The organism is Sphingomonas sp. (assembly GCF_035317925.1).
Taxonomy (GTDB): domain Bacteria; phylum Pseudomonadota; class Alphaproteobacteria; order Sphingomonadales; family Sphingomonadaceae; genus Sphingomonas_I.
Genome location: NZ_DATHFV010000009.1, coordinates 1 through 20,794, shown reverse-complemented (window position 1 = coordinate 20,794; position 20,794 = coordinate 1). Strand labels below are relative to the sequence as shown.

Annotated in this window: 26 protein-coding genes; 21 read left to right on the top strand and 5 right to left on the bottom strand. The window is 66.3% G+C overall.

What is annotated here, in order from left to right; all coding sequences use genetic code 11:
* The 3 genes from VK533_RS00595 to flgB all read right to left on the bottom strand — a co-directional run.
* A partial coding sequence (locus tag VK533_RS00595) for a flagellar hook capping FlgD N-terminal domain-containing protein (protein ID WP_324373979.1) occupies positions 1-217 on the bottom strand: 217 nt, incomplete at its 3' end.
* Complete coding sequence (gene flgC, locus VK533_RS00590) at positions 214-606, bottom strand: flagellar basal body rod protein FlgC (protein WP_324373981.1); 393 nt, start codon at positions 604-606, stop codon at positions 214-216. The genes flgC and VK533_RS00595, both read right to left, overlap by 4 nt.
* Before the next feature lie 12 nt (positions 607-618).
* Positions 619-972: a flagellar basal body rod protein FlgB gene (gene flgB, locus VK533_RS00585; RefSeq protein WP_324373977.1), complete on the bottom strand. Its 354-nt coding sequence runs from the start codon at positions 970-972 to the stop codon at positions 619-621.
* Positions 973-1,180: 208 nt separating this feature from the next.
* Here flgB and VK533_RS00580 point away from each other — a divergent pair, with 208 nt between their 5' ends.
* The 7 genes from VK533_RS00580 (at position 1,181) to VK533_RS00550 (ending at position 6,671) form a co-directional block, all read left to right on the top strand.
* Positions 1,181-1,882, top strand: a complete 702-nt coding sequence (locus VK533_RS00580; protein WP_324373975.1) for a motility protein A — start codon at positions 1,181-1,183, stop codon at positions 1,880-1,882.
* Positions 1,879-2,325: a flagellar motor protein MotB gene (locus VK533_RS00575; RefSeq protein ID WP_324373973.1), complete on the top strand. Its 447-nt coding sequence runs from the start codon at positions 1,879-1,881 to the stop codon at positions 2,323-2,325. The genes VK533_RS00580 and VK533_RS00575 overlap by 4 nt, the downstream gene beginning before the upstream one ends.
* Positions 2,326-2,402: 77 nt before the next feature.
* Positions 2,403-2,921, top strand: coding sequence for a flagella basal body P-ring formation protein FlgA (locus VK533_RS00570; protein WP_324373972.1), 519 nt, complete (start codon positions 2,403-2,405; stop codon positions 2,919-2,921).
* 72 nt (positions 2,922-2,993) lie between these two features.
* Entirely contained in the window at positions 2,994-3,269 is a 276-nt protein-coding gene (flgM, locus tag VK533_RS00565) for a flagellar biosynthesis anti-sigma factor FlgM (protein WP_324373970.1), read from the top strand.
* Positions 3,266-3,583, top strand: a complete 318-nt coding sequence (locus VK533_RS00560; RefSeq protein WP_324373968.1) for a hypothetical protein — start codon at positions 3,266-3,268, stop codon at positions 3,581-3,583. The genes flgM and VK533_RS00560 overlap by 4 nt, the downstream gene beginning before the upstream one ends.
* A 221-nt stretch (positions 3,584-3,804) precedes the next feature.
* A complete protein-coding gene (gene flhA / locus VK533_RS00555; RefSeq protein ID WP_324373966.1) occupies positions 3,805-5,931 on the top strand; it encodes a flagellar biosynthesis protein FlhA in 2,127 nt (708 codons plus the stop codon).
* Positions 5,928-6,671 carry a FliA/WhiG family RNA polymerase sigma factor gene (locus VK533_RS00550; RefSeq protein ID WP_324373964.1) on the top strand — a complete coding sequence of 248 codons (744 nt, stop codon included), beginning with the start codon at positions 5,928-5,930 and terminating at the stop codon, positions 6,669-6,671. The genes flhA and VK533_RS00550 overlap by 4 nt, the downstream gene beginning before the upstream one ends.
* Before the next feature lie 23 nt (positions 6,672-6,694).
* On the opposite strand, the gene VK533_RS00545 is transcribed toward VK533_RS00550, so the two are convergent.
* Together VK533_RS00545 and VK533_RS00540 are read right to left on the bottom strand one after the other, a co-directional pair.
* The gene (locus tag VK533_RS00545) at positions 6,695-7,657 is read right to left on the bottom strand and encodes a cation diffusion facilitator family transporter (protein ID WP_324373962.1); all 963 of its coding nucleotides are present in this window, start codon (positions 7,655-7,657) and stop codon (positions 6,695-6,697) included.
* Between the two features lie 119 nt (positions 7,658-7,776).
* Entirely contained in the window at positions 7,777-8,595 is an 819-nt protein-coding gene (locus tag VK533_RS00540) for a flagellin (RefSeq protein ID WP_324373960.1), read from the bottom strand.
* Positions 8,596-8,898: 303 nt separating this feature from the next.
* Here VK533_RS00540 and VK533_RS00535 point away from each other — a divergent pair, with 303 nt between their 5' ends.
* The 14 genes from VK533_RS00535 to fliQ all read left to right on the top strand — a co-directional run bounded on the left by VK533_RS00535 (position 8,899) and on the right by fliQ (position 20,609).
* Positions 8,899-10,167 (top strand): sigma-54 dependent transcriptional regulator, encoded by a 1,269-nt coding sequence (locus tag VK533_RS00535; protein WP_324373957.1) that lies wholly within the window; start codon positions 8,899-8,901, stop codon positions 10,165-10,167.
* 13 nt (positions 10,168-10,180) lie between these two features.
* Complete coding sequence (gene fliE, locus VK533_RS00530; protein WP_324373955.1) at positions 10,181-10,555, top strand: flagellar hook-basal body complex protein FliE; 375 nt, start codon at positions 10,181-10,183, stop codon at positions 10,553-10,555.
* A gap of 60 nt (positions 10,556-10,615) precedes the next feature.
* Positions 10,616-12,280 (top strand): flagellar basal-body MS-ring/collar protein FliF, encoded by a 1,665-nt coding sequence (gene fliF, locus VK533_RS00525; protein WP_324373953.1) that lies wholly within the window; start codon positions 10,616-10,618, stop codon positions 12,278-12,280.
* The gene (gene fliG, locus VK533_RS00520; protein WP_324373951.1) at positions 12,273-13,307 is read left to right on the top strand and encodes a flagellar motor switch protein FliG; all 1,035 of its coding nucleotides are present in this window, start codon (positions 12,273-12,275) and stop codon (positions 13,305-13,307) included. The genes fliF and fliG overlap by 8 nt, the downstream gene beginning before the upstream one ends.
* Positions 13,300-13,959 carry a hypothetical protein gene (locus VK533_RS00515; protein WP_324373949.1) on the top strand — a complete coding sequence of 220 codons (660 nt, stop codon included), beginning with the start codon at positions 13,300-13,302 and terminating at the stop codon, positions 13,957-13,959. The genes fliG and VK533_RS00515 overlap by 8 nt, the downstream gene beginning before the upstream one ends.
* Complete coding sequence (locus VK533_RS00510; RefSeq protein ID WP_324373947.1) at positions 13,956-15,281, top strand: FliI/YscN family ATPase; 1,326 nt, start codon at positions 13,956-13,958, stop codon at positions 15,279-15,281. The genes VK533_RS00515 and VK533_RS00510 overlap by 4 nt, the downstream gene beginning before the upstream one ends.
* Positions 15,278-15,703 (top strand): hypothetical protein, encoded by a 426-nt coding sequence (locus VK533_RS00505; protein ID WP_324373945.1) that lies wholly within the window; start codon positions 15,278-15,280, stop codon positions 15,701-15,703. Before VK533_RS00510 ends, VK533_RS00505 begins: the two co-directional genes overlap by 4 nt.
* Positions 15,696-17,342: a flagellar hook-length control protein FliK gene (locus VK533_RS00500; protein ID WP_324373943.1), complete on the top strand. Its 1,647-nt coding sequence runs from the start codon at positions 15,696-15,698 to the stop codon at positions 17,340-17,342. Before VK533_RS00505 ends, VK533_RS00500 begins: the two co-directional genes overlap by 8 nt.
* Before the next feature lie 14 nt (positions 17,343-17,356).
* Positions 17,357-17,920, top strand: a complete 564-nt coding sequence (locus VK533_RS00495) for a flagellar basal body-associated FliL family protein (protein WP_324373941.1) — start codon at positions 17,357-17,359, stop codon at positions 17,918-17,920.
* Positions 17,917-18,888: a flagellar motor switch protein FliM gene (locus VK533_RS00490; RefSeq protein WP_324373939.1), complete on the top strand. Its 972-nt coding sequence runs from the start codon at positions 17,917-17,919 to the stop codon at positions 18,886-18,888. The genes VK533_RS00495 and VK533_RS00490 overlap by 4 nt, the downstream gene beginning before the upstream one ends.
* 2 nt (positions 18,889-18,890) lie before the next feature.
* Positions 18,891-19,205 carry a flagellar motor switch protein FliN gene (gene fliN, locus VK533_RS00485; protein ID WP_324373937.1) on the top strand — a complete coding sequence of 105 codons (315 nt, stop codon included), beginning with the start codon at positions 18,891-18,893 and terminating at the stop codon, positions 19,203-19,205.
* Positions 19,202-19,486 carry a flagellar biosynthetic protein FliO gene (locus VK533_RS00480; protein WP_324373935.1) on the top strand — a complete coding sequence of 95 codons (285 nt, stop codon included), beginning with the start codon at positions 19,202-19,204 and terminating at the stop codon, positions 19,484-19,486. The genes fliN and VK533_RS00480 overlap by 4 nt, the downstream gene beginning before the upstream one ends.
* 85 nt (positions 19,487-19,571) lie before the next feature.
* A complete protein-coding gene (gene fliP, locus VK533_RS00475) occupies positions 19,572-20,318 on the top strand; it encodes a flagellar type III secretion system pore protein FliP (RefSeq protein ID WP_414712264.1) in 747 nt (248 codons plus the stop codon).
* Between the two features lie 9 nt (positions 20,319-20,327).
* Positions 20,328-20,609: a flagellar biosynthesis protein FliQ gene (gene fliQ, locus VK533_RS00470; RefSeq protein ID WP_324373931.1), complete on the top strand. Its 282-nt coding sequence runs from the start codon at positions 20,328-20,330 to the stop codon at positions 20,607-20,609.
* Positions 20,610-20,794 lie beyond the last annotated feature (185 nt).

Here is a 20,794-nt window from a genome sequence, read left to right as displayed (position 1 = left end):
CGGTGATGCCGGCGACCTGGCTGAAAGTCGCCATCTGCTGCACCATCGTGTTGTCGTCGGTCGGTGCCGTCGGATCCTGGGTCTGCAGCTGCGTGGTGAGCAGCTTCAGGAAACCCGCCTGATCGATCGTCTGGTTCGACTTGCTCGCCGCTGCCTGGGCAGCGGTCTGCGAGTTCGTCAGCGAGTCGAGATAGCTATTGCCAGTTGATACGGTCATTTTTCGAGCCTCAATGTATCGAGGGTGAGGGATTTTGCGGTCTGAAGGACCTGCACGTTGTTCTGGTACTGACGGGCGGTCTCCATCATCTCGACCATCTCGCCGGCCTGATCGACGCCGGCATCCCAGACATCGCCATCCTTGTTGGCGAGCGGGTTGCCCGGATCGTGGCGCTTGGTCGGGTCGGTCTGCGAAGAGACGACCTGGGAGACCTGGACGGTGGAGATGCCCTCGCCGCCATTGACGGTCTTGAACACCGGCTTGAGCGCGCGGAACGCGCCTTCCTTGGTGGTCGAGACCGAATTGGCGTTGGCGAGGTTCGACGCGGTCGTATTCAACCGCACCAATTGCGCCGCCATCGCGCGTCCGGAAATGTCGAAGATCGACATGTTGCTCATGGCTTATTCTCCCCTCAGCGCCGTCATCACGGTCGAGATGCGACCCTGGAGAAAAGAGAGCGTCGTCTTGTACTGGACGGCGTTCTCCGCGAACAAAGTCTGCTCGGTCGAAAGCTCGACCGTGTTGCCGTCGAGCGACGCTTCGAGCGGCACGCGATAACCCGCAGCCTGATTGGCGGCCTTGTCGGCCGACGTGCCCGACTGGGCGGCGTCGAGCGCCTTCTGGAAATCGAAGTCGCGCGCCTTGTAATTGGGGGTCGCCGCGTTCGCGATGTTCGACGCCAGCAGCGACATGCGCTGCGAGCGAAGCTTCAGGGCGTCGGCGCTGATCCCGAAGAGCGGATCATTATTGGCCATGGCGCTCTTCCTTTCGTTCCTAAAGTTTCCGTGGCCGCTGTCGTGAACTGTGTTGGACGGCGGCGTCGCCAGCATCGTTGCAAAGGGTGTGCCAATTCGTTGGCGGCACCCCGGAAAACTGTGGCGGCAAGGCCTGTCAGTGTGGGAGCGGCAAGTTTTTGCCGGGGGCGGCAGATTTTTGCCGGTTTGGGTACGGGAGCGGTTAAGCGTGGAGTTCTTCGCGCAGGTAGGACGGCTTCTGGACCCGGCAGCGCTGGCGATCGTGTTCGGTGGGGCATCGGTCGCGGCGTTGCTCCGCGGCGGGCGTGCGGCCTTCGGGCCCGCGTTCGCCGCGCTACGCCCCTTCTTCACCGCGAACCCCGAAGCCGACGCGCTCGCCGCGATGGTCGCGGTCGGCAAGGTCGAGAAGATCGCCGAGACCAAGGGCATCGTCTGCGCCGACCGTGTCGCGACCGCCGGCCGTTTCCTGCGCCAGGCGATCCGCAAGCTCGCCGAAGCCGGCAATTCCGAAGCATTCACGCGCTGGGCGACGGAATCGCTCGACGCACGCGCGCGCCGTCACGCCGCCAATGTGATCTTCTGGCGCGACCTCGCGGACGCCGCCCCCGCGATGGGGATGTGCGCGACCGTACTCGGGCTGGTGCGCATGTTCGCGCACATGACCGATCCCGCCCTGATCGGCGCGCCGATGGCGACCGCGCTCGTCGCGACGCTCTGGGGCATATTGCTCGCCAATCTGATCGCGGGACCGGTCGCCGACCGGCTCGAACGGCTGTCGGAGGCCGAAATCGCCTGGCAGCGCCGCACGCTCGACCATTTCTGCGCGCTCGCACGGGCCGAGCTCGATCATGCGCGCGGGCTGCGCCGTACGCTTGAAAAGAACTATGGCGAGCGAAGTTACGGCACATGAAATCCTCCGCAGGACGTCAGCGCTGGGCGCTGAGCTTCGCCGATCTTTGTTTGCTCCTGCTCGGCTTTTTCGTGCTGCTGCAGGCCAAGCCCGACGCCAATCATCTGGCGGCGGGCTTGCGCGCGGCTTTCGGAGCGCGCGCGAACGCCGCGCTGGAGGAGAAAGCCGATGCCTGGTTCGAACCGGGCGAGGCCGTGCTGACACCGCAATCCCATAAGACCATTGACGATTTTGCGCGCAATGTGGGTGATGCGGCGCTGATCGTGAGCAGCCGCGGGACCGAACCCAACGCCGCGCGCTTCGACGGCTGGGAGCTGGCCGCCGCGCGTACCGCGGCGGTGGCGCGCGAATTGGCGAAAGCCGGGATCGCGCAGGGCAAGATCGCGATCGCGATCGATCCTTCCACCGGCGGCGGCCAGCTCATCCAGATCACGCGCAATTGATTGGTCCCAGCTACGCTGGGCGGCACCGGCCCGGACAACGACGCTTCTTCTGGCACGAACTTTGCGTGAATACGGGCATGTATATCCGTGCCCTCCCTCTGCTGGCCCTGCTCGCCGCTCCTGCGGCAGCAGTGACGCCGTTCCAGAATATCGATGCGCTCGAGACGCGGCTGATTGCCGCGCTTGGAGCCGGAATCGGTCAGCCGGGCGGTCCTGCTACGGCAATCGACCGCCGGCTGAAGCTCGCGACCTGCCCCGCTTCGGTCCAGATCGATCCGCCGGCGATGGGCGCGGTCGCGCTGCGTTGCCCTGCCGCGAACTGGCGCATCCGGGTGCCGATATCGCGCCTGGGCGGCGCCCAAGGCGCACAGACGGTCGGAATGGGCGGTTTCAGCAAGGCCGATATGGTCGTGCGGCGCGGGGATCCGGTGGATCTGATCGCCGAAACCAACGGTTTCAGCGTCAGCGTCGCCGCCACCGCACAGGAGGACGGCGCCCCCGGCAGCCGCATCCGGGTCAAGGCGGAAGGCCAGAAGGTCCCGATTTTCGCAGAAGTTATCGAGGCTGGACGCGTAAAATTACCAGGATTTAAATAATTGGCGATTGTGTCGTTATTCCGGTCAGGCGATGTCATGGACCGGGCGAGTATGATGCGAAAGGATGCGACGATGATTACAGCAGTCGGACCGACCGGCATCGCTCGCGCCATCGAGTTGCGCGGCGACAGCGTCGGCAAGAGCGAACCCGTCGCGAAGGTCGAGCAGGCCGGCGCGCAGGCGTCCGGCGCGATCGCCACGCCCGCGGCCGAACTGGCCGCCCAGGGCGCGCCGATCGACAGCGCCAAGGTCACCGCGATCCGCACCGCGATCGCCAACGGCACCTACAAGATCGATGCGAAGGCGATCGCCGACCGCATGATCGCGCTAGACCTGCCCACCCAGTGAGCGAGACCACCCTCCAGCAGCTGAACGACGCCCAGACCGCATTGATCGCGGCGCTGGACGCGCATGACGTCGACGCGATCGACGCGGCCAACGCCGCGGTCGCGGTCGCGGTCGAGGAAGTGCGCGTGGTCGGCGGCTGGCGCGAACGCGCGGGTCTGCGCGACGACCTGATCCATATCCTCAAGGGCGCCGAGGCGGCCCGCGGCCGCATCAACGCGCTCGCCGACCGCAATCGCCGCGACCTCGACAAGCTGATCAGCCTCACCGGCGCCCCGCGCGCCGCAGCCTATGGGCGCAGCGGCAAGCTCGGCTAAGGGCCCCTCCCTTTGAGAACCACCAGCGCCGGCCGAGAGGTCGGCGTCTTTCGTTTCAGCCCTTTCGATCGTCATCCCCGCGAACGCGGGGATCCATAAGCGCTTTGTTGGCGATGGAGCGGCATCGTCGGGGATTAAGGATTCCCGCCTTCGCGGGAATGACGACTGCCGAAATTCTGGCACGCCTCTTGCTTCTTTTACCGCGTTAGTAAGAGGGTGGTATGGCGACCAAGGCGATTAATCGGAAGCTGTGGCTGAGTTCGGCGAGGGGCGCGATCCTTCCGCTGGCCACCTTGATGCTTGTCGGTCTGATGATCGTACCTGTGCCGAGCTTCGTGCTCGATATCGGTTTCATCACCAACATCATGATCAGCCTTGCCGTGCTGATGGTTTCGCTGAACGCGGAAAAGCCGCTCGACTTCTCCGCCTTCCCGACCGTTCTCCTCTTCGCCACCTTGCTCCGGCTCGCGCTCAACGTCGCCTCGACCCGTGTCGTGCTGGTCGACGGCCATACCGGCGCCAGTGCCGCGGGCCACGTGATCGAGGCATTCGGCCACTTCCTGATCGGCGGCGACTATGCCGTCGGCCTGTTCGTGTTCGGCATCCTGATGATCATCAACCTGGTCGTGATCACCAAGGGCGCCGGCCGCGTGTCGGAAGTGTCGGCGCGTTTCACGCTCGACGCGATGCCCGGCAAGCAGATGGCGATCGACGCCGATCTCAATGGCGGCCTGATCACGCCGGACGAAGCCAAGGCCCGCCGCCAGGAAGTGGCGACCGAAGCCGACTTCTACGGCTCGATGGATGGTGCCTCCAAGTTCGTGAAGGGCGACGCCGTCGCCGGCGTCATGATCCTGGTGATCAATATCGTCGGCGGCCTCGTGCTCGGCGTCGTCAGCCACAAGATGGCGGTCGGCGAAGCCGCGTCCACCTATATCCAGCTCGCGATCGGCGACGCACTGGTCGCGCAGGTCCCGGCCTTGCTGCTGTCGATCGCGGCCGCGGCGATCGTGACGCGGGTCAATTCGCCGCTCGATCTGTCCCACCAGATCACCAGCCAGTTCGGTTCGGCCAAGGCCTGGACCCCGGTCGCCGGCATCCTCGGCTTCCTCGGCGTACTGCCGGGCATGCCGCATTTCATCATCCTGCCCGCTGCCGGCCTAGCCGGATTCATGGCCTGGAAGCTGAAGAAGGCCAAGGATGAGGCCGCGGTGGTCGCGGCGCTGCCCGCCCCCACACCGGTCGCAAATCCCAGCCAGATCCAGTGGGACGAGGTGTCGGACGGCGCCCCGCTCAGCCTGGAGCTGGGCTACGGCCTGATCAGCCTGGTCGACGAACGCAAGGGCGCGCCGCTGATGGCGCGCATCACCGGCATCCGCCGCCAGCTGAGCCGCGAACTGGGCTTCGTCGTGCCGCTGGTGCGCGTGCGCGACAATCTGTCGCTCGGCCCCAACAGCTACCGCATCACCGTCGCCGGCGTCGTCGTCGGCGAGGATGAATGCTGGCCCGACGATCTGCTGGCGCTCGATTCGGGCGAACTGATCAGCAAGGTCGAGGGGCGCCTGGTCAAGGATCCCAGCTTCGGGCTCGATGCGGTCTGGATCCGGCCCGAACAGCGCAGCGACGCGGTCGTCGCGGGCTATACCGTGGTCGATGGCGCGACCGTGATCGCGACCCATCTCAACCAATTGATCGCCAATTCGGCCGCCGATCTGTTCGGCATGGACGAAACGCAGAAACTGCTCGACGCGCTCAAGGATAGCGCGCCGCAGCTGGTCGCCGGCCTCACCCCGGCGCCGCTCAGCCTCGCCCAACTGGCGTCGGCCTGCCGCGCGCTGCTGGCCGAGGGCATTCCACTCAAGGATTTCCGCCGCGTGGCGGAGGCGATGATCGACGCCGCGCGCGAATCGACCGATCCGGTGCAGCTCAACGAGGCGGTCAGGCAGCGTATCGGTGCGCTGATCGTGCAGACGATCGTGCCGGTCCGCATGCCGTTGCCGGTGGTGACGTTCGACGCGGAACTGGAAGGCCTGCTCGCACAAGCCGTGCGCGTGGGCCCAACCGCCGCGCATCCGTTCGAACCGGCGCTCGCCCAGCGCATCATCGCGGCGGTGAATCAGGCGGCACAGCCGCTGCTCAACACCGCCACGCGCTTTGCCCTGGTGACGTCGCCGATGGCGCGCCGCGCGGTCGCAAGACTTCTTAAACCACATTTGCCTGAAACTCCGATCATGTCCTTCCTCGAGATTCCCGATGGCAAGGCGGTCGAAGTGATGGCGATCGTCGGTAGCAACGGCACCCCTGCGGTGGCACCGACGCTGCCGCGCTCGCCGGAGATGGCGGCATGACCCTCACCCAGCAGGCCGCGCCGATGGAAGGCGCGATGACCTATCAGCGCAAGCCCGCCAAGCAGGATCCGGCCGCGCTGGCCCGGGCGCATATGCCGCTCGTGCGCAAGATCGCCTGGCACGTCCATGGCCGCGTCTCGAGCGCGATCGATGTCGAGGACCTGGTCCAGATCGGCATGGTCGCCCTGGTCGAGTCGGCGAACGGCTACGAGGATCGCGGCCACGCTTTCTCGACCTACGCGTCGATGCGGATTCGCGGCGCGATGATCGATCATCTGCGCCGCCACGCCACGATCTGCCGCTCGGCCATGGCCAAGCGCAAATTGATCAACGAGGCGATCGCGACGTTCGAAGGCCAATGGGGCCGCGCGCCGAGCGAAGCCGAAATCGCCCGTGCGATGGGAATGGACCCAGCAGATTATCGCGAGATGGCGGATTCGTCGGTCGCGGCGCGCCAGGAATCGCTCGACGAAGTCTATTCGGACCAGTCGATGTGGTTCGCCGACGTCGAGGAGCGCGTCGATCAGACGCTCGAGCGCGAAGAACTGGCGCAAGCGATGGCGGAGCATATCTCCGACCTGCCCGAGCGCGAGGCGATGGTGCTCCAGCTCTATTTCGTCGAGGAAATGAATCTCGACGAGATCGGCCTGACATTGGGCGTCGGCGCCGCGCGCGTGTGCCAGATCAAGAAGGCCGCGCTCGATCGCCTGCGCAAGTCGCTCGCCGACTGGGCCGAATAATCCACCTTATCTCTTCGTAACGGCTAACGATGTGGCCGCTCCGCGGCGCCGCACGGATCGCGTTCGATCTGGATCGTCGCGTGGCCGATGCCGAAGCGATGCTGGAGCAGCTCCGCCACGCGCAGGCGCACATCCTCGCCGATGGCCAGCTCGGTAATCGCGATGTGGACCGATCCGTTGACGTCGCTGATCGCCATCGACCAGACATGAAGGTCGTGGACATCGCATACCCCCGGCACGTCGGAGATCGCCTGCCTTACCTCGCCGAGGTCGATCCCGTTCGGCACGCCTTCCAGCAGCACGTTGATCGTATCCCGCAATAGCGCCCAGGTGCGCGGCAACACCCATAAGGCGATGCCGATCGCGACGATCGGGTCGATCCACTGCTGCCCCGTGATGCGGATCAGGATCGCGCCGATAATGACGCCGAGCGAGCCGATCGCGTCGGACCAGACCTCCAGATAGGCGCCCTTGATCGCCATGCTGTCGCCGCGGCCGCCCATCAGCACCGCCATCGCGACGACGTTGATAATCAGCCCGAGCGCCGCGATCACGAGCATGCCGTTGGCGGCAACCGGCTCGGGCGCACGGAAGCGGCCGATCGCCTCTATAAGAATATAGCCTGCCGCGACGAACAGCAGCAGCGCGTTGAACGCCGCCGCCAATATCTCGAGCCGCTTATAGCCGAAGGTGCGCTTGTCGTCGGGCGCCTTGCCGCCGATCCGCACCGCCATCAGCGCGATGCCAAGCGCGGCGACGTCGGTCAGCATGTGCGCCGCGTCGGACAGCAGCGCGAGGCTATTATAGAGGAAGGCGCCGGCGAGCTCGATCGCCAGCACCGATCCGCTCAGACACAAAGCGATGCCGAGCGAGCGGGCGCTCGCGCCGGCGGTATGGTCGTGGTGACCACCCCCGTGCGCATGGTCATGGTCATGGTCGTGACCGTGGTCGTGACCGTGATGGCTGTGATCGTGCGCTGCGCTCATGGGCGCGGCTCTATTCAATGGTCTAGACAAGGCCAAACACAAAAAGAAGAAGCCCCGGACGCCAAGGGGGAACAGCGCCCGGGGCTTCAACGCCCGATTGGGTTAATCCTCAGCGAGGATTACTGGAGCAGCTTGAGAACGCTCTGCTGGCTCTGGTTCGCCTGGGCGAGCATCGCGGTGGATGCCTGCGACAGGATCTGGGCCTTGGCGAGGTTCGTGGTCTCTTCGCCGAAATCGGCGTCTTCGATCCGCGACCGCGCGTCGGTCAGGTTGGTGATGTTGCTCGTCAGGTTGTTGACGACCGAGCTCAGTCGGCTTTCCGACGCACCGAGCGCAGCGCGCTTGGTGGCAACCGTGCTGATCAGCGTGTCGACCGAGGTCAGCGCCGAGGTAGCACCGGCAGCCGTGCCGAGAGCGACCGAGGACACCGCCGACAGATCGAGGGCAGTGAAGTCCATGCTCACGGTATCAGACGAGCTGGAGCCGGTCTGGATCGTGACGGTGCCCGAGGAGCCAGCCGAACCGGTGAACAGGCCGACGCCGTTGAACTTGGTGTTCGACGTGATCTGCGTGATCTGCGAGGCCAGAGCCGTGACTTCGGTCTGCAGATTGGTACGGTCGCTATCCTGGTAGGTGCCGCTGGCAGCCTGAACCGCGAGTTCGCGGATACGCTGCAGCATGTTGGTGACTTCGTCCAGCGCGCCATCGGCGGTCTGGGCCATCGACTGACCGTCGTTGGCGTTACGAACCGCCTGCGTCATGCCGCGGATCTGCGAAGTCATGGAAGAAGCGATGGCGAGGCCGGCGGCGTCGTCCTTCGCGGAGTTGATGCGCTTGCCGCTCGACAGGCGTTCCATCGCGGTCTGCAGGCTGTCGTTAGCCATGCGGGTACCATTCTGGGCCCGAAGAGCGCTCACATTGGTGTTGATAACGGTCACTGTGGGTTCCTTTCCCGCTCAAATCAGGCAGTTCCGGACAGTGTCCTGTTCCCGCCTCGAATTGGGTAACGGCAGCGGATAGCGGGGCTTTAACCAGAAAATTTTCAGCGCATCGAAAAAGCCGCCTCAAGGCGCGTGCGCGTCGCCCCCGCCCCTACGTACGGGTGGCGCGCGCCGTGCATGCGAACCCGTGGGCCAGCGCAATGCGGGGATGTACGCGCGTTCCATTAAGACTTTTTAAGTTAATCCTGGGGTAACCAGCATCGATCGGCGAAACATTGCCGGGCGTGAGGGGGACTGCAAATGACCCATGTCGGTTTGAGTGAAGGCGCAGCGGGGCTCGATCCCGCACTTGCGTCCTGGCTCGCCGGGGTGGGTCTTGCCGCGACGCGGATCGATGCCGCCGCCGCCGCGCCCAAGGACATGATCCGGGTCATCGCCGCTTCGGAGCGGTCTTCCGCCCGCCATAGCGACATCATTCTCGACATCCGCGACGGCGCGCCGGTCTATACCCCCGCCGCCAAGGGTTTCCCGGCCGAGATCGGCTTCGGCTTCGAGGATATGGCGTTCGGCCATGCCCTGATCGCCGAACTGGTCCGCCCCAATGGCCGCCCGGCCTGCGGCGAGCCCGAGAGCGCCGCCTTCCTCACCCTCGCCGCCCGCATCGCCGCGCATGACGCGACCGTGCTGGTGCTCGGCGAAACCGGGACCGGCAAGGAAGGCCTCGCCCGTTTCATCCATGCCCGTTCGCCGCGTGCGGACGGTCCGTTCGTCGCGATCAACTGCGCCGCTTTGCCCGAGACGATGCTCGAAGCGATGCTGTTCGGCCACCAGAAGGGCGCCTTCACCGGCGCCGCAGGGGCCGGCGAAGGCCTGTTCCGCGCGGCCGAGGGCGGCACTTTGCTGCTCGACGAGATCGCCGAACTGCCGATGCCGCTCCAGGCCAAGCTGCTGCGCGCGCTGCAAGAGCGCGAAGTTCTCCCGATCGGCGCGACAAGGCCGGTGGCGATCAACGTCCGCGTCGTCGCCGCCGCCAACCGCGATCTGGCGACCGAAGTCGCCGAAGGCCGGTTCCGCGCCGACTTGTACTGGCGTCTGAACGTGATGCCGCTGATGCTCAAGCCGCTCGCCGAGCGCCGCCTCGACGTCCGCGCGATCACCGCGACCCTGATGCTGCGCCACATGATGGCCGGCGAGAATTTCCCCTGGCCGACCCAAGGCGCGATCGAGCGGCTGATGAGCCATGGCTGGCCCGGCAACGTCCGCGAGCTGGAAAATGTGCTTCAGCGCGCGATGCTGCTGCGTTCGACCGACCGGATCGAGGCGCATGATTTGACGATCGAGGCGGGTACGCTCGCCGCGGCGCAGAGCGTCCGCCACATGTTCCGCGCGCCGGCTTTGGCCGCCAACGCGCCGGCCCGGCTCGCCGAAGTGGCCCGTATTTCCGAATATGACGCGATCGAGGAAGCCCTCGCCGCCACCGGCGGTCACCGCCTGCGCGCGGCCGAGCGGCTGGGCATCAGCGAACGCACGCTCCGCTACCGGCTCGCCGGCATGCGGGCGGCGGCGTGAGGAGGCTTAGGCGATGAGCGCAATCAGCCCGGCAACCCTGCTTCAGATGCGGAGCGCGATTCTCCAGCAGAATAGCGCGCTGCAGAAGGCCGCGGCCGATGCCGCGCAGCCGATCGGCAATATCGCCGGCATCGGCGGCGCGGGCGGTGTCGGCGGCGCCAACAATGGCGGCGGCTTCGCCAGCGCGCTCGACGGCGCGCTGAAGCAGGTCAACGGCATGCAGGCCAATGCCGATAGCGTCACCAGTTCCTACGAGCGCGGCGAGACGACCGATATCGCGGCCGTGATGCTGGCCCGGGAAAAGGCTTCGGTCGGTTTCCAGGCGACCCTTCAGGTCAGAAACAAACTCCTGTCCGCGTACAAGGACATCATGAGCATGCCGGTATAATCGATGAGCGACGCAAGCCTCCCAGTCCCCGTCTCCGCTTCTTCCAACCCATCGGGCGCCATGCTCGAACGGGTGAAGGGCCTTGCCGGCCAGCCCGCCGTCCAGAAGAGCTTGCCTCTGCTGGGCATCGCCGCGGCGATCCTGATCGCCTTCCTCGCCTGGACGAGCTTCGCGAGGGGGCCGCAGCGCGACCTCTTTTCGGGGCTCAATGACAGCGACAAGGCGGCGGTCGCCGACACGCTCAAGACGGCGGGGGTCAATTATACGCTCGACCGCTCGACCGGCGCGCTGACGGTGTCCGACAGCGATTATTACAAGGCGAAAATGCTGCTGGCCCAGGCCGGCCTGCCCAAGAGCGCGCCGAGCGGCGACAGCGTGATGGCGTCGCTGCCGATGGGCGCGAGCCGTGCGGTCGAGGGCGAGCGTCTGCGCGATGCCCGCGAAACCGATATCGCCCGCACGATCGAGGCGATCGACGCGGTCCAGACCGCCAAGGTCCACCTCGCCGCCGAAGAGCAGAGCGTGTTCGTCCGCGACGAAGCGCCCGCTTCGGCTTCGGTGATGCTGACGATGCGTCAGGGCCGTGCGCTTTCGGACGGCCAGACCCAGGCGATCGTCAATCTGGTCGCCTCGTCGGTCCCCGGCCTGTCACCCGACAACGTGTCGGTGGTCGACCAGGCGGGTCACCTGCTCAGCAAGAAGGGCGGCGACGGCGGTGCCGATCATCAGCTCGAAATGCAGGCCCAGGTCGAACAGCGTTATATCGACGCGGTCTCCAAGATCCTGACGCCGATCGTCGGCGCCGACGGCTTCACCACCCAGGTCCATGCCGATCTCGACTTCGCCGAAACCCAGGCGACGCGCGAATCCTATCCCAAGGACTCGAGCGTGATCGCCCAGGAAAAGGGCCAGTGGGCCAATGACGGCGCCAATGGCGGTACGCCTCCGGCGGGCGGCATCCCAGGTGCGATCGCCAATCAGGCGCCGAGCGCGGCGCAGATTTCGACCACGCAGCCCAACCCGTCGCTGAACCCGGCCACCCCGGCTACCCCGGGCGCGCCCGCGGCGGGCGCCGCCGCCAACGCGACCCAGGGCAAGACCAGCGAGCAATATGACCGCACCTTCGTGCTGGGCCATGAGGTTTCGGTGACGCGCAACCCGGTCGGCAACCTGAAGCGGCTGTCGGTCGCGGTCGCGCTCAAGCAGGGCGCCAAGCCCCGCGGCGTCGCCGAGATGGCGCAGCTCGAGCAGCTCGTGAAGGGCGCGGTCGGTTTCGATCAGACCCGCGGCGACCAGTTCGCGCTGACTTCGCGCGCGTTCGCCGATCCCGAGGCCGTGCCCGCCAGCAAATGGTATGAATCGCCCTGGCTGAGCGTGGTCGGCCGCAACGTGACCGGCCTGATCATCGCGCTGCTCGCTTTCTTCGGCATCATCAAGCCGCTGATGAAGCGCCGCGCCGCGATCGCCGCCGCGACGCCGGCCGGTGCCAAACAACTCCAGCGCAGCCCGGCGCTCGGCACCGAAATCGCCGCCGCGCTCGCCAATGAGGCGGTGCACGACCCCGGCAAGAAGGTGACGCTCGACATGATCGAGGCCGCGCCCGGCTATGCCGACCGCGCCGCCTTGATCCGCAATTTCGTCCGCCAGGATCCCGACCGCGCCGCTCTGGTGGTGCGCGACCTGATCCGTGCCGACATGCCGGCGGGAGCCGAGCAGAATGGCTGAGGCTGACCCCAATATCGATCTCGCCAAGCCGAGCGAGGAGCCGATCGGCAGCGAAGCCGCGGCGATCCTGCTGATGCTGCTGGGCGAGGAAGAAGCCGCGCAGCTGATCGGCCGGCTCGACCCGCAGGAAGTGCAGACACTGGGCGGCGCGATGTTCAGCGTGGCCGATGTCAGCGAAGTCCAGGTCAACCGCGTGCTCGACCAGTTCGTGCTGCGCGCCCGCCAGCGCACGTCGCTCGGCTTCGGCGCGGGCACGCAGATCCGCCACATCATGGAGAAGGCGCTCGGTCACGACCGTGCCGAGAACATGCTGGCGCGTATCACGCCGCAGGAGAAAAGCTCCGGGCTGGAAGCGCTCAAGTGGATGGATCCGCGCACGATCGCCAATTTGATCGAGAATGAGCATCCGCAGATCATCGCGCTGGTGCTCGCGCATCTGGAAGCGCCGATCGCAGCCGATGTCCTGCAATTGCTCGATGAGGATGTGCAGGCCGATCTGGTCTATCGCGTCGCGACGATGGGTCCGGTGACCTCCGACGCGATCGAGGATCTGGAACGGCTGTTGCTGCGTCCGGTGGCGCCCGCCAAGTCGGGCGGCACGACCAAGCGCGGCGGCACCGGCGAAGCGGCGCAGATCGTCAACAATGCCCGCAAGTCGGCCGAACAGCGCATCATCAAGGCGCTGCAGAAGCTCGACAAGGTGGTCGCCCGTTCGGTCGAGGACGAGATGTTCATCTTCGACAACCTGATGGCGCTCGACGACAAGAATCTCGGCACGCTGCTGCGGTCGGTCGATGGCGAAATTCTGGTGGTGGCGCTGAAGGGCGTCGACGAGCGGATGAAGACCAAGATTTTCGGCTGCATGTCCAGCCGCGCCGCGCAGTCGATCCAGGATGCGATCGCCGACAAGGGCCCGATGCGCCTCGCCGAGGTGCAGGAGGCGCAGAAGGAAGTGCTCGCCATCGCACGCCGCCTGGCCGCCGAAGGCACGATCCAACTCGGCGGCAAGGGCGACGACTATGTCTGATATGTCGAAAGTCGCCACCGCCTTCCTGGATGCCGCATCCGTGCCGGTATGGACCCGGCCGTCTGCCAACGGTTTCACCAGCAAGGGTGCCGCGACGCCGCAATTCTCGGCCTGGGCCGAAGCCGATGGCGGCGTGGATCATGGTTTCCACACCGCCTCCGCGTCGAACGACGTCGCCGATGGCGAAGCGTTGGTCGCGCAGGGTTATGCCGATGGCCTCAACGAAGGCCACCGCCTGGCGATGATCGAGCTGGAGGAGGAGCGCAGCGCGCTCGCCCGGCTCGCCGAAAGCCTTGAATGCCTCAATCCGGAGGGCACGGACGGTTTGGCCGCGATGCTCGCCAATTCGGTCAAGCGGCTCGTTACCCAGATCATGGGCGAGGTCGAGATCAACCCCGAGACGCTCGCCGAGCGCACGCAGACGGTCGCGGCAATGATCGCGGAGGAAACCGCGCCGGCTCGGCTGCGGCTTCACCCGACCGACATCGCCCGCCTCGCCGGCGCGAACATTTCGGTCGAGATGATCGGCGATCCGCTCCTCGCGCCGGGCACGATCGTGCTCGATACCGGCTCGGGCTGGGTCGAGGACGGCCCCCACGTCCGTCTCGAAAAGCTTCGCACACAGCTCGATCGCCTGGGCGCACCGAAATGAACGACCTCGCGTCGCGCGCGGGCGCGATGCTCGACACGATCGATATCGAAAATGTCGGGCCGCGCCGCATCGGCCGGCTGGCCGCCTATGACGGTTTGATGCTGGAAGCGACCGGCTTTCGCGAGCCGGTCGGCGCCAATGCGCGCGTGATCGACGCCGATGGCCATGCCGCATTGGCCGAAGTCGTCGGTTTCCGCGGCGACCGCACGCTTTTGATGGCGCTCGACGCCGACGCGCCGCATTCGTGCGGCGCACGGGTCGAGCCCGACCGGCGCGGCACCAGCGTCGAGGTCGGCGACGCCCTGCTTGGCCGCGTGATCGATGCGCTCGGCAACCCGATCGACGGGCTCGGCCCGATCGCGACCAAGGCGCGCTGGCCGCTGGCCGGCAAGCGCTCCAATCCGCTCGACTGCGGCCGCGTGACCGAACCGTTCGATTTCGGCGTGCGCGCGATCAATGCCCTGCTCACTGCCGGCGTCGGCCAGCGCATCGCCATCGCCGCCGGCTCGGGCGTCGGCAAATCGGTGCTGATGGGCCAGATGCTGCAGGGCGCACGCGCCGACGTGATCGTGGTCGGCCTGGTCGGCGAACGCAGCCGCGAAGTTTCCGACTTCCTCGCCACCAAGCTCGACAATGTCCGCCACAAGACCGCCGTCGTCGCGGTTCCGGCCGACCATCCCCCGATCCTGCGTTTGCGCGCCGCGATGCGCGCGACCGCGATCGCCGAATATTTCCGCGATCAGGGCAAGCGCGTGCTGCTGCTGATCGACAGCATCACCCGCGTCGCGCATGCGCAGCGCGAGATCGGCCTGTCGCTGGGCGAGCCGCCGACGATGAAGGGCTATCCGCCCTCCGCGCTCGGCCTGATCCCGCGCCTGATCGAGCGCGCGGGCGTCGACACCCGCACCGGCGGATCGATCACCGCGCTCTACACCGTGCTCGCCGACGGCGACGACACGAGCGACCCGATCGTCGACACCGCGCGCGCGATCGTCGACGGCCACATCATCCTGTCGCGCGCGCTCGCCGAACAGGGCATTTTCCCCGCGATCGACGTCGGCAAATCGCTGTCGCGCGTGATGACCGACATCATCAGCCCCGAACATGCCACCGCCGCGCGGACGCTGCGCCGGTTATGGTCAGTCTATGAGGACAATCGCGATCTGATCCTGATGGGCGCCTACAAGGATGGCAGCGACCCTTCGATCGACGCGGCGATCGCGCATCATCCCCTGATATTGGAGTTTTTGCGCCAGGGTCAGAAAGAATTGGTTAGCCTTAACGTCTCGGTTACCCAACTCGTTGATAACTTCGGGGCATGAAGGCCCTCGCCCAACGCCGTGCCCGAATCACCCGCGTCCGCGAGGTTCAGCTTCTCCATGCCGTCGGCGAAGCCGCCGCGGCGGAAGGCAAGGTCGCCCAGCTCGAAGGCAATGCCGCCAAGCTCGCGGCGATGCGCATGAGCCTGACGCTCGCCCCCGGCATCACTACCGGCGCCGGCATCGGCAATGCGGGCGAGATGGGCCTTCGCCTCGATACCGTCCGTCACGGACTGACCGACGCGATCGGCGCGGCCAAGGCGATCGCACAGGCCCGCGTCAATGATCGCCGCGATGCCGATATCCGCCGCGAGAGCGCCGAACGGCTCGAGGGCCGTGCCGTGATCGAGCTCCAACGTCTGATCGAAGAGCGCATGACGGCGAATTTCCGCCGTCGTCCGCGCAAGGAGGCACCCAATGCCTGATGCCGCGCTTTCGATATCCGCTTCGCCGCTGGCCGCGCTGCTGACGGGCGCGCCGGCCGATTCCCATCCGACCAGCGCGACGGCCCAGCTGTCCGATCCGTTCGCAGCTTTGCTGGCGAGCGCGACCGGCATCAAGGCCGGAACCGCAGCCCCCACGACGACCACCACGACCGATGCGGTCGCCGCCTTGCTGGCGAGCGCGGCGAAGGTCGCGACCCCGCCGGTCGCCGCTTCGCCGATCGCCGTCGTCACACTGCCGACGACGGTCGAAGCGCTGTCGACCGAGGCTGAGGCCGCTTTGCCCGTTGCCGAGGATGCCGGCACCGACGACAAGGACGCGGACAGCAAGGATCAGAGCGACGATCCGCTCGCCGACGCGATTGCCTCGGGCGCGACCGCCGTGCTCGCACTCGCCCCCGTGATCGTCGCGCCGATCCAGCCGCAATCGACGGCCTCGACCCAAACTCCGTCCCCTACCCCGATCCAGATCGACGCGCCGATCGGCATGACGATGCCCAAGCGCCTGCCGATCGCGGGCATGCCGGGCGGTGGCCCCTTCAAGCCAGCGGCGCAACTTGCCGCCCACACCGACGCCAGGATTGCCGACGCGGCGCAGACGAGTGCGGACTCGGCCTCGGCCCAGGCCGCAGCGAATGCCGCCAGGCTCGCCGACACGGCGCAGACCAATGCGGATTCAAATTCGGCGCAGGCCGATACACACACGCCGCAACCGCCCACGACCGATCCCAAGCCCGCCGCGACGGCGCTTTCGCCCGAAATGGCGAAGGCCGTGATCGCGACGCTCAGACAAGACGACGGCACCGCGACCGCGGCCGATCCGACCATAGTCGCTGTCGCCACGCCCGTCGCCCCGATGCCGAATGCGCAGGCACAGGCGGAAGCCCAGAAACCCCAATCTCCCGTGTCGCAGCAGGTCCAGGCCGAACAAACTGCCCAGGTTCAGGCGCCGGTCCGCCGGCGCGGCGACGAGGTCGCGGCCCCGCGCCGCACCGGCGATACGCGCAAGCGGGTCGAAACCGCCGTCGCCGATATCGCTGCCGCCGGATCCAGCCAGCGCGCCGAACCGACTTTGACCTTCGGCCGTGCGGCCGCCACCGTCCAGCCCAAAGGCGACGCGGTCGTCGAACAGACCTTGACCGTCGCCCGCGACGGCGCGTGGCTCGATACGCTCGCGCGCGACATCGCCAACAGCGCGGGCAACGGCAGCGACCTTCAATTCAAGCTGGATCCGCAGAATCTCGGTTCGCTGACGGTCGCGATCTCGCAAAGCGAGGATGGTGCGTCGATCCGGATGACCGCGGACAATGATACGACCCGCAACCTGTTGCTCGACGCGCAGCCGAAACTGATCGCCGAAGCGCGCGCGCAGGGCCTGAAAGTCAGTGACACGCACGTCGATCTCAAGCAGGATCAGAGCCAGAATCACGGCCAAAATCAAAGCTCTGGCCAAGATGCATCGCGCTGGGCACAGGGCAATGCCGGCCAGGACGGCACCGCCCAGAATGGCCAGAATCGGCAATCCTCACCGGATCATCAACCATTTGTGAGCAACCTTGGGCGTAAGGCCGAGGCGGAATCCGAATCACTCGAGGGTGATTCGGACGCGCTCTACGCATGAGATGGTGAGTTCAAATGAGTGACGAAGCCGCAGCACCCGCCAAAAAGAAGGGCGGAAAGATGAAGAAGATCATCTTCTTCGTGATCCTTCCGCTGATCCTGATCGGCGGCGGCGTTGGCGCGGGCGTGTTCGCGGCCGGCAAGCTGACCAGTCATGCGAGCGGACCCAAGCTCGATCCGAATCGCCCCAAATTGGTGCTCAAGGAAGGCGAGAGCGGCCCGGTCGACCTGGCGCCCGGCCAGCAGCCCAATCCGGCGATCTACAAGTCGACCTATGTGCCGATGGACCAGCCGTTCACCTCGAACCTGCGCGATACGGACGGCTATCTCCAGCTCGGCGTCGGCGTCTCCACTTTGTACGATCAGAAGGTCACCGATCATCTGAAGGACAGCGACATGCCGATCCGTGCGGCGGTGCTGGAAGTGCTCGCCCAACAGTCGGCCGAGACGCTCAACACGCCGCAGGGCAAGGCCGCGCTGCGGCAGCAGCTCAAGCTCGCGATCAATCGCGTGCTCGAGCAGCGCGAAGGCTTCGGCGGCATCGACGACGTCTATTTCACAAGCTTCATCATCCAATGACCAAGGAAGTCCTCTCGCCCGCCGAATCGGCGATCATTCTCGACGAAATCGTCGAGGCATCGCCCGAGGTCGCGTTCGCGCCCGAGGCGCAGCCGCCCGAGGCACAACCCTTCGTGTTCGGGCAGGAAGGGCCGCGTCAGGCCGAGCGGCTCATGGGCCTCGAGCGGATGGGCGAGAAGCTCGCCCGCGCGATCCGTCCCGCGATCGAGCCGATCGCGCGCGCGCGCATCACCGTCACCGCCGAGCCGCTCGAAATTCGCGCCTTCCAGGAATGGCAGGACGAGCAGCCCGAATTCTCCGCGCTGACGCTCTATCGCCTGCGCCCGCTCAAGGGCGGCATGCTGATCCAGATCGAAGCCAATTTCATCGCGTCGCTGGTCGAGATTTTCTACGGCGGCGCGTCGGGCGCGTCGATCAAGCGCAAGGCCGGCGACTTCAGCGCCAGCGAGGAATTGCTGCTCAACCGGTTGCTGGAAAAGATTTCGACCATTCTCGCGGCGCATTGGACCGAGGTCACGCCGATCGAGCTCGCTTTCGGCGTACGCGAGACCAACGTCGCGCACCTGCCCTTCCTGCGCGGCGACGAGATGGTGGTCGTGCAGAAATTCTCGATCGGAGCCGGCGTGCAGCCGACCACGATCTCCGTCCTCTACCCGCTCGCCATGCTGCGGCCGATCGAGGAGAAACTCGAGGCGCGCGTCCATGACGAGGATCGCGCCGCGAGCGAGGATTGGCGCTGGCGCCTCGGCCAGGCTTTGTCGCAGGTCAGCCTGCCGGTCCGCACCGTACTGGCGCGGCCGGAAGTGTCGGTGGCGGAATTGCTGGCCTTGAAGCCCGGCGACGTGATCCCGATCACGCTGCCGCCGCGCACGCCTTTGCTTGCGGGGGCACGCTGCATCGCCGATGGGGTTATTGGTGAACAGGATGGGCGCGCCGCGCTCATGATCGAAAAAGTAGGGAATGCGTGAGCATGAGTGACATGACCGAGGCCCCAGTCCGTGACGGTTTGGCGGGCGGCCGCAACTATCGGTTGCTGGCCGATATTCCGCTGCGCCTGTCGGTTGAGGTCGGATCGACCAGCCTCAAGCTCGCCGAATTGATGGATCTGTCCGAAGGCAGCGTGGTCGAACTCGACCGCCAGGCCAACGAGCTGCTCGACATTCTCGTCAACGGCACGCTCGTCGCACGCGGAGAAGTAGTGACGGTGGCCGGCAAGTTCGGCATAAGGGTCGTTGACGTCGTCGCCACGGAGGCACGGTTGTCGGGGATTGAACGACGCACATGATCGGTGGCTATTACCTCCTCCAGCTCTTCCTGATGGTCTTGCTGGTGGGTGGAATGGCCGTCCTCTCCCTCTGGCTATACAAAAAGCTTCAACCCGGCGGCATGCCGTTCGGCCGGCGCGAAAGCGCGGTACGCGTGATCGACGCCGTACCGATGGGGCCGTTCAGCCGCCTCGCCGTGGTCGAATTCGCCGGCCGGCGCTTCCTGATCGCGGTTTCGCGCGGGCGGGTCGACACGATCGCCGAAACCGAAGCGCCCAAATTCTCGCTGCCGGACGAGTGAGCCGATGACCCTCGCGCTTCGCCGCCCGGCCCTTTCGCGCCGTATCCTGGTTCTGATCGGCGTCGCGCTGATCGCCTTGCTGTTCATGGCCCATCCGGCCTTCGCCCAAGCGACCTCCGCCGCCCCGCTGCCCTCGGCCGCGCCGGCCGTGAACCCTTCGGGCGGGCTGGATCGTGCGATGAAGACGATCGGCGGCACCGGCCAGCCCTTGTCGCTGTCGCTGCAGATCCTGCTGCTGATGAGCCTGCTGACGGTATTGCCGTCGCTGGTGCTGATGATGACCAGCTTCACGCGCATCATCATCGTGCTGTCGATCCTGCGCCAGGCGCTCGGTTTGCAGCAGACGCCGCCCAACCAGGTGCTGGTCGGTCTCGCCTTGTTCCTGTCGATGTTCGTGATGCGGCCGGCGATCGATCAGATCAACGCGACCGCCTACAAGCCTTATGGCGCGGGCCAGATCGGAATCGAGGAAGCGGTGTCGCGTTCGGGCAATGTGCTGCACGGCTTCATGATCCGCCAGACGCGCCAGACCGACCTCAAATTGTTCGCCGATATGGCCAAGGCGCCCAAGTTCACCGATCCGTCGCAGGTCCCCTTCTCTATCCTGCTGCCGTCGTTCGTCACGTCCGAGCTCAAGACCGCCTTCCAGATCGGCTTCCTGATCTTCCTGCCGTTCCTGGTGATCGATCTGGTGATCGCGTGCACGCTGATGGCGCTGGGCATGATGATGCTGTCGCCGGCGATCGTATCGATGCCGTTCAAGCTTCTGCTGTTCGTGCTGGTGGACGGGTGGGCGCTGACGATGGGCAGCCTCGCCGGCAGCTTCCAGTAGCGAGACGCCGTGAATAGCGCCGCAAGCCCCGACTATTTCATCGGCGTCGCCCAGCAGGCGCTGTGGGTGCTCGCGCTGACCGCATCGCCGATCCTGATCCCGACTTTGCTGGCGGGCGTCATCCTCGGCATGATCCAGGCGGCGACGTCGATCAACGAGCAGACCCTGTCATTCGTCCCCAAACTGATCCTGATCGGATTGTGCCTGGTCCTGTTCGGCAGCGCGATGCTGGGGCTGATGGCCGATTTCACGCGCGACATGTTCGCGCGCATCCCCGACGTGGTGCGATAGGCGGCGCGATGCTGCCGCCAGCATTTGCGGGGGTCGAAGCCAATCTCTGGCTGCTGCTGGTCGCGTCGATCCGTCCCGGCGCGGCCTTCTTCGCGGCGCCCCTGTTCGGCCAGACCTCGGTCCCCATCATCGTCCGGTTCGTGATCGCGGTCGCGATCGGCATGGCGGGCGCGGCCGCCGCGCCC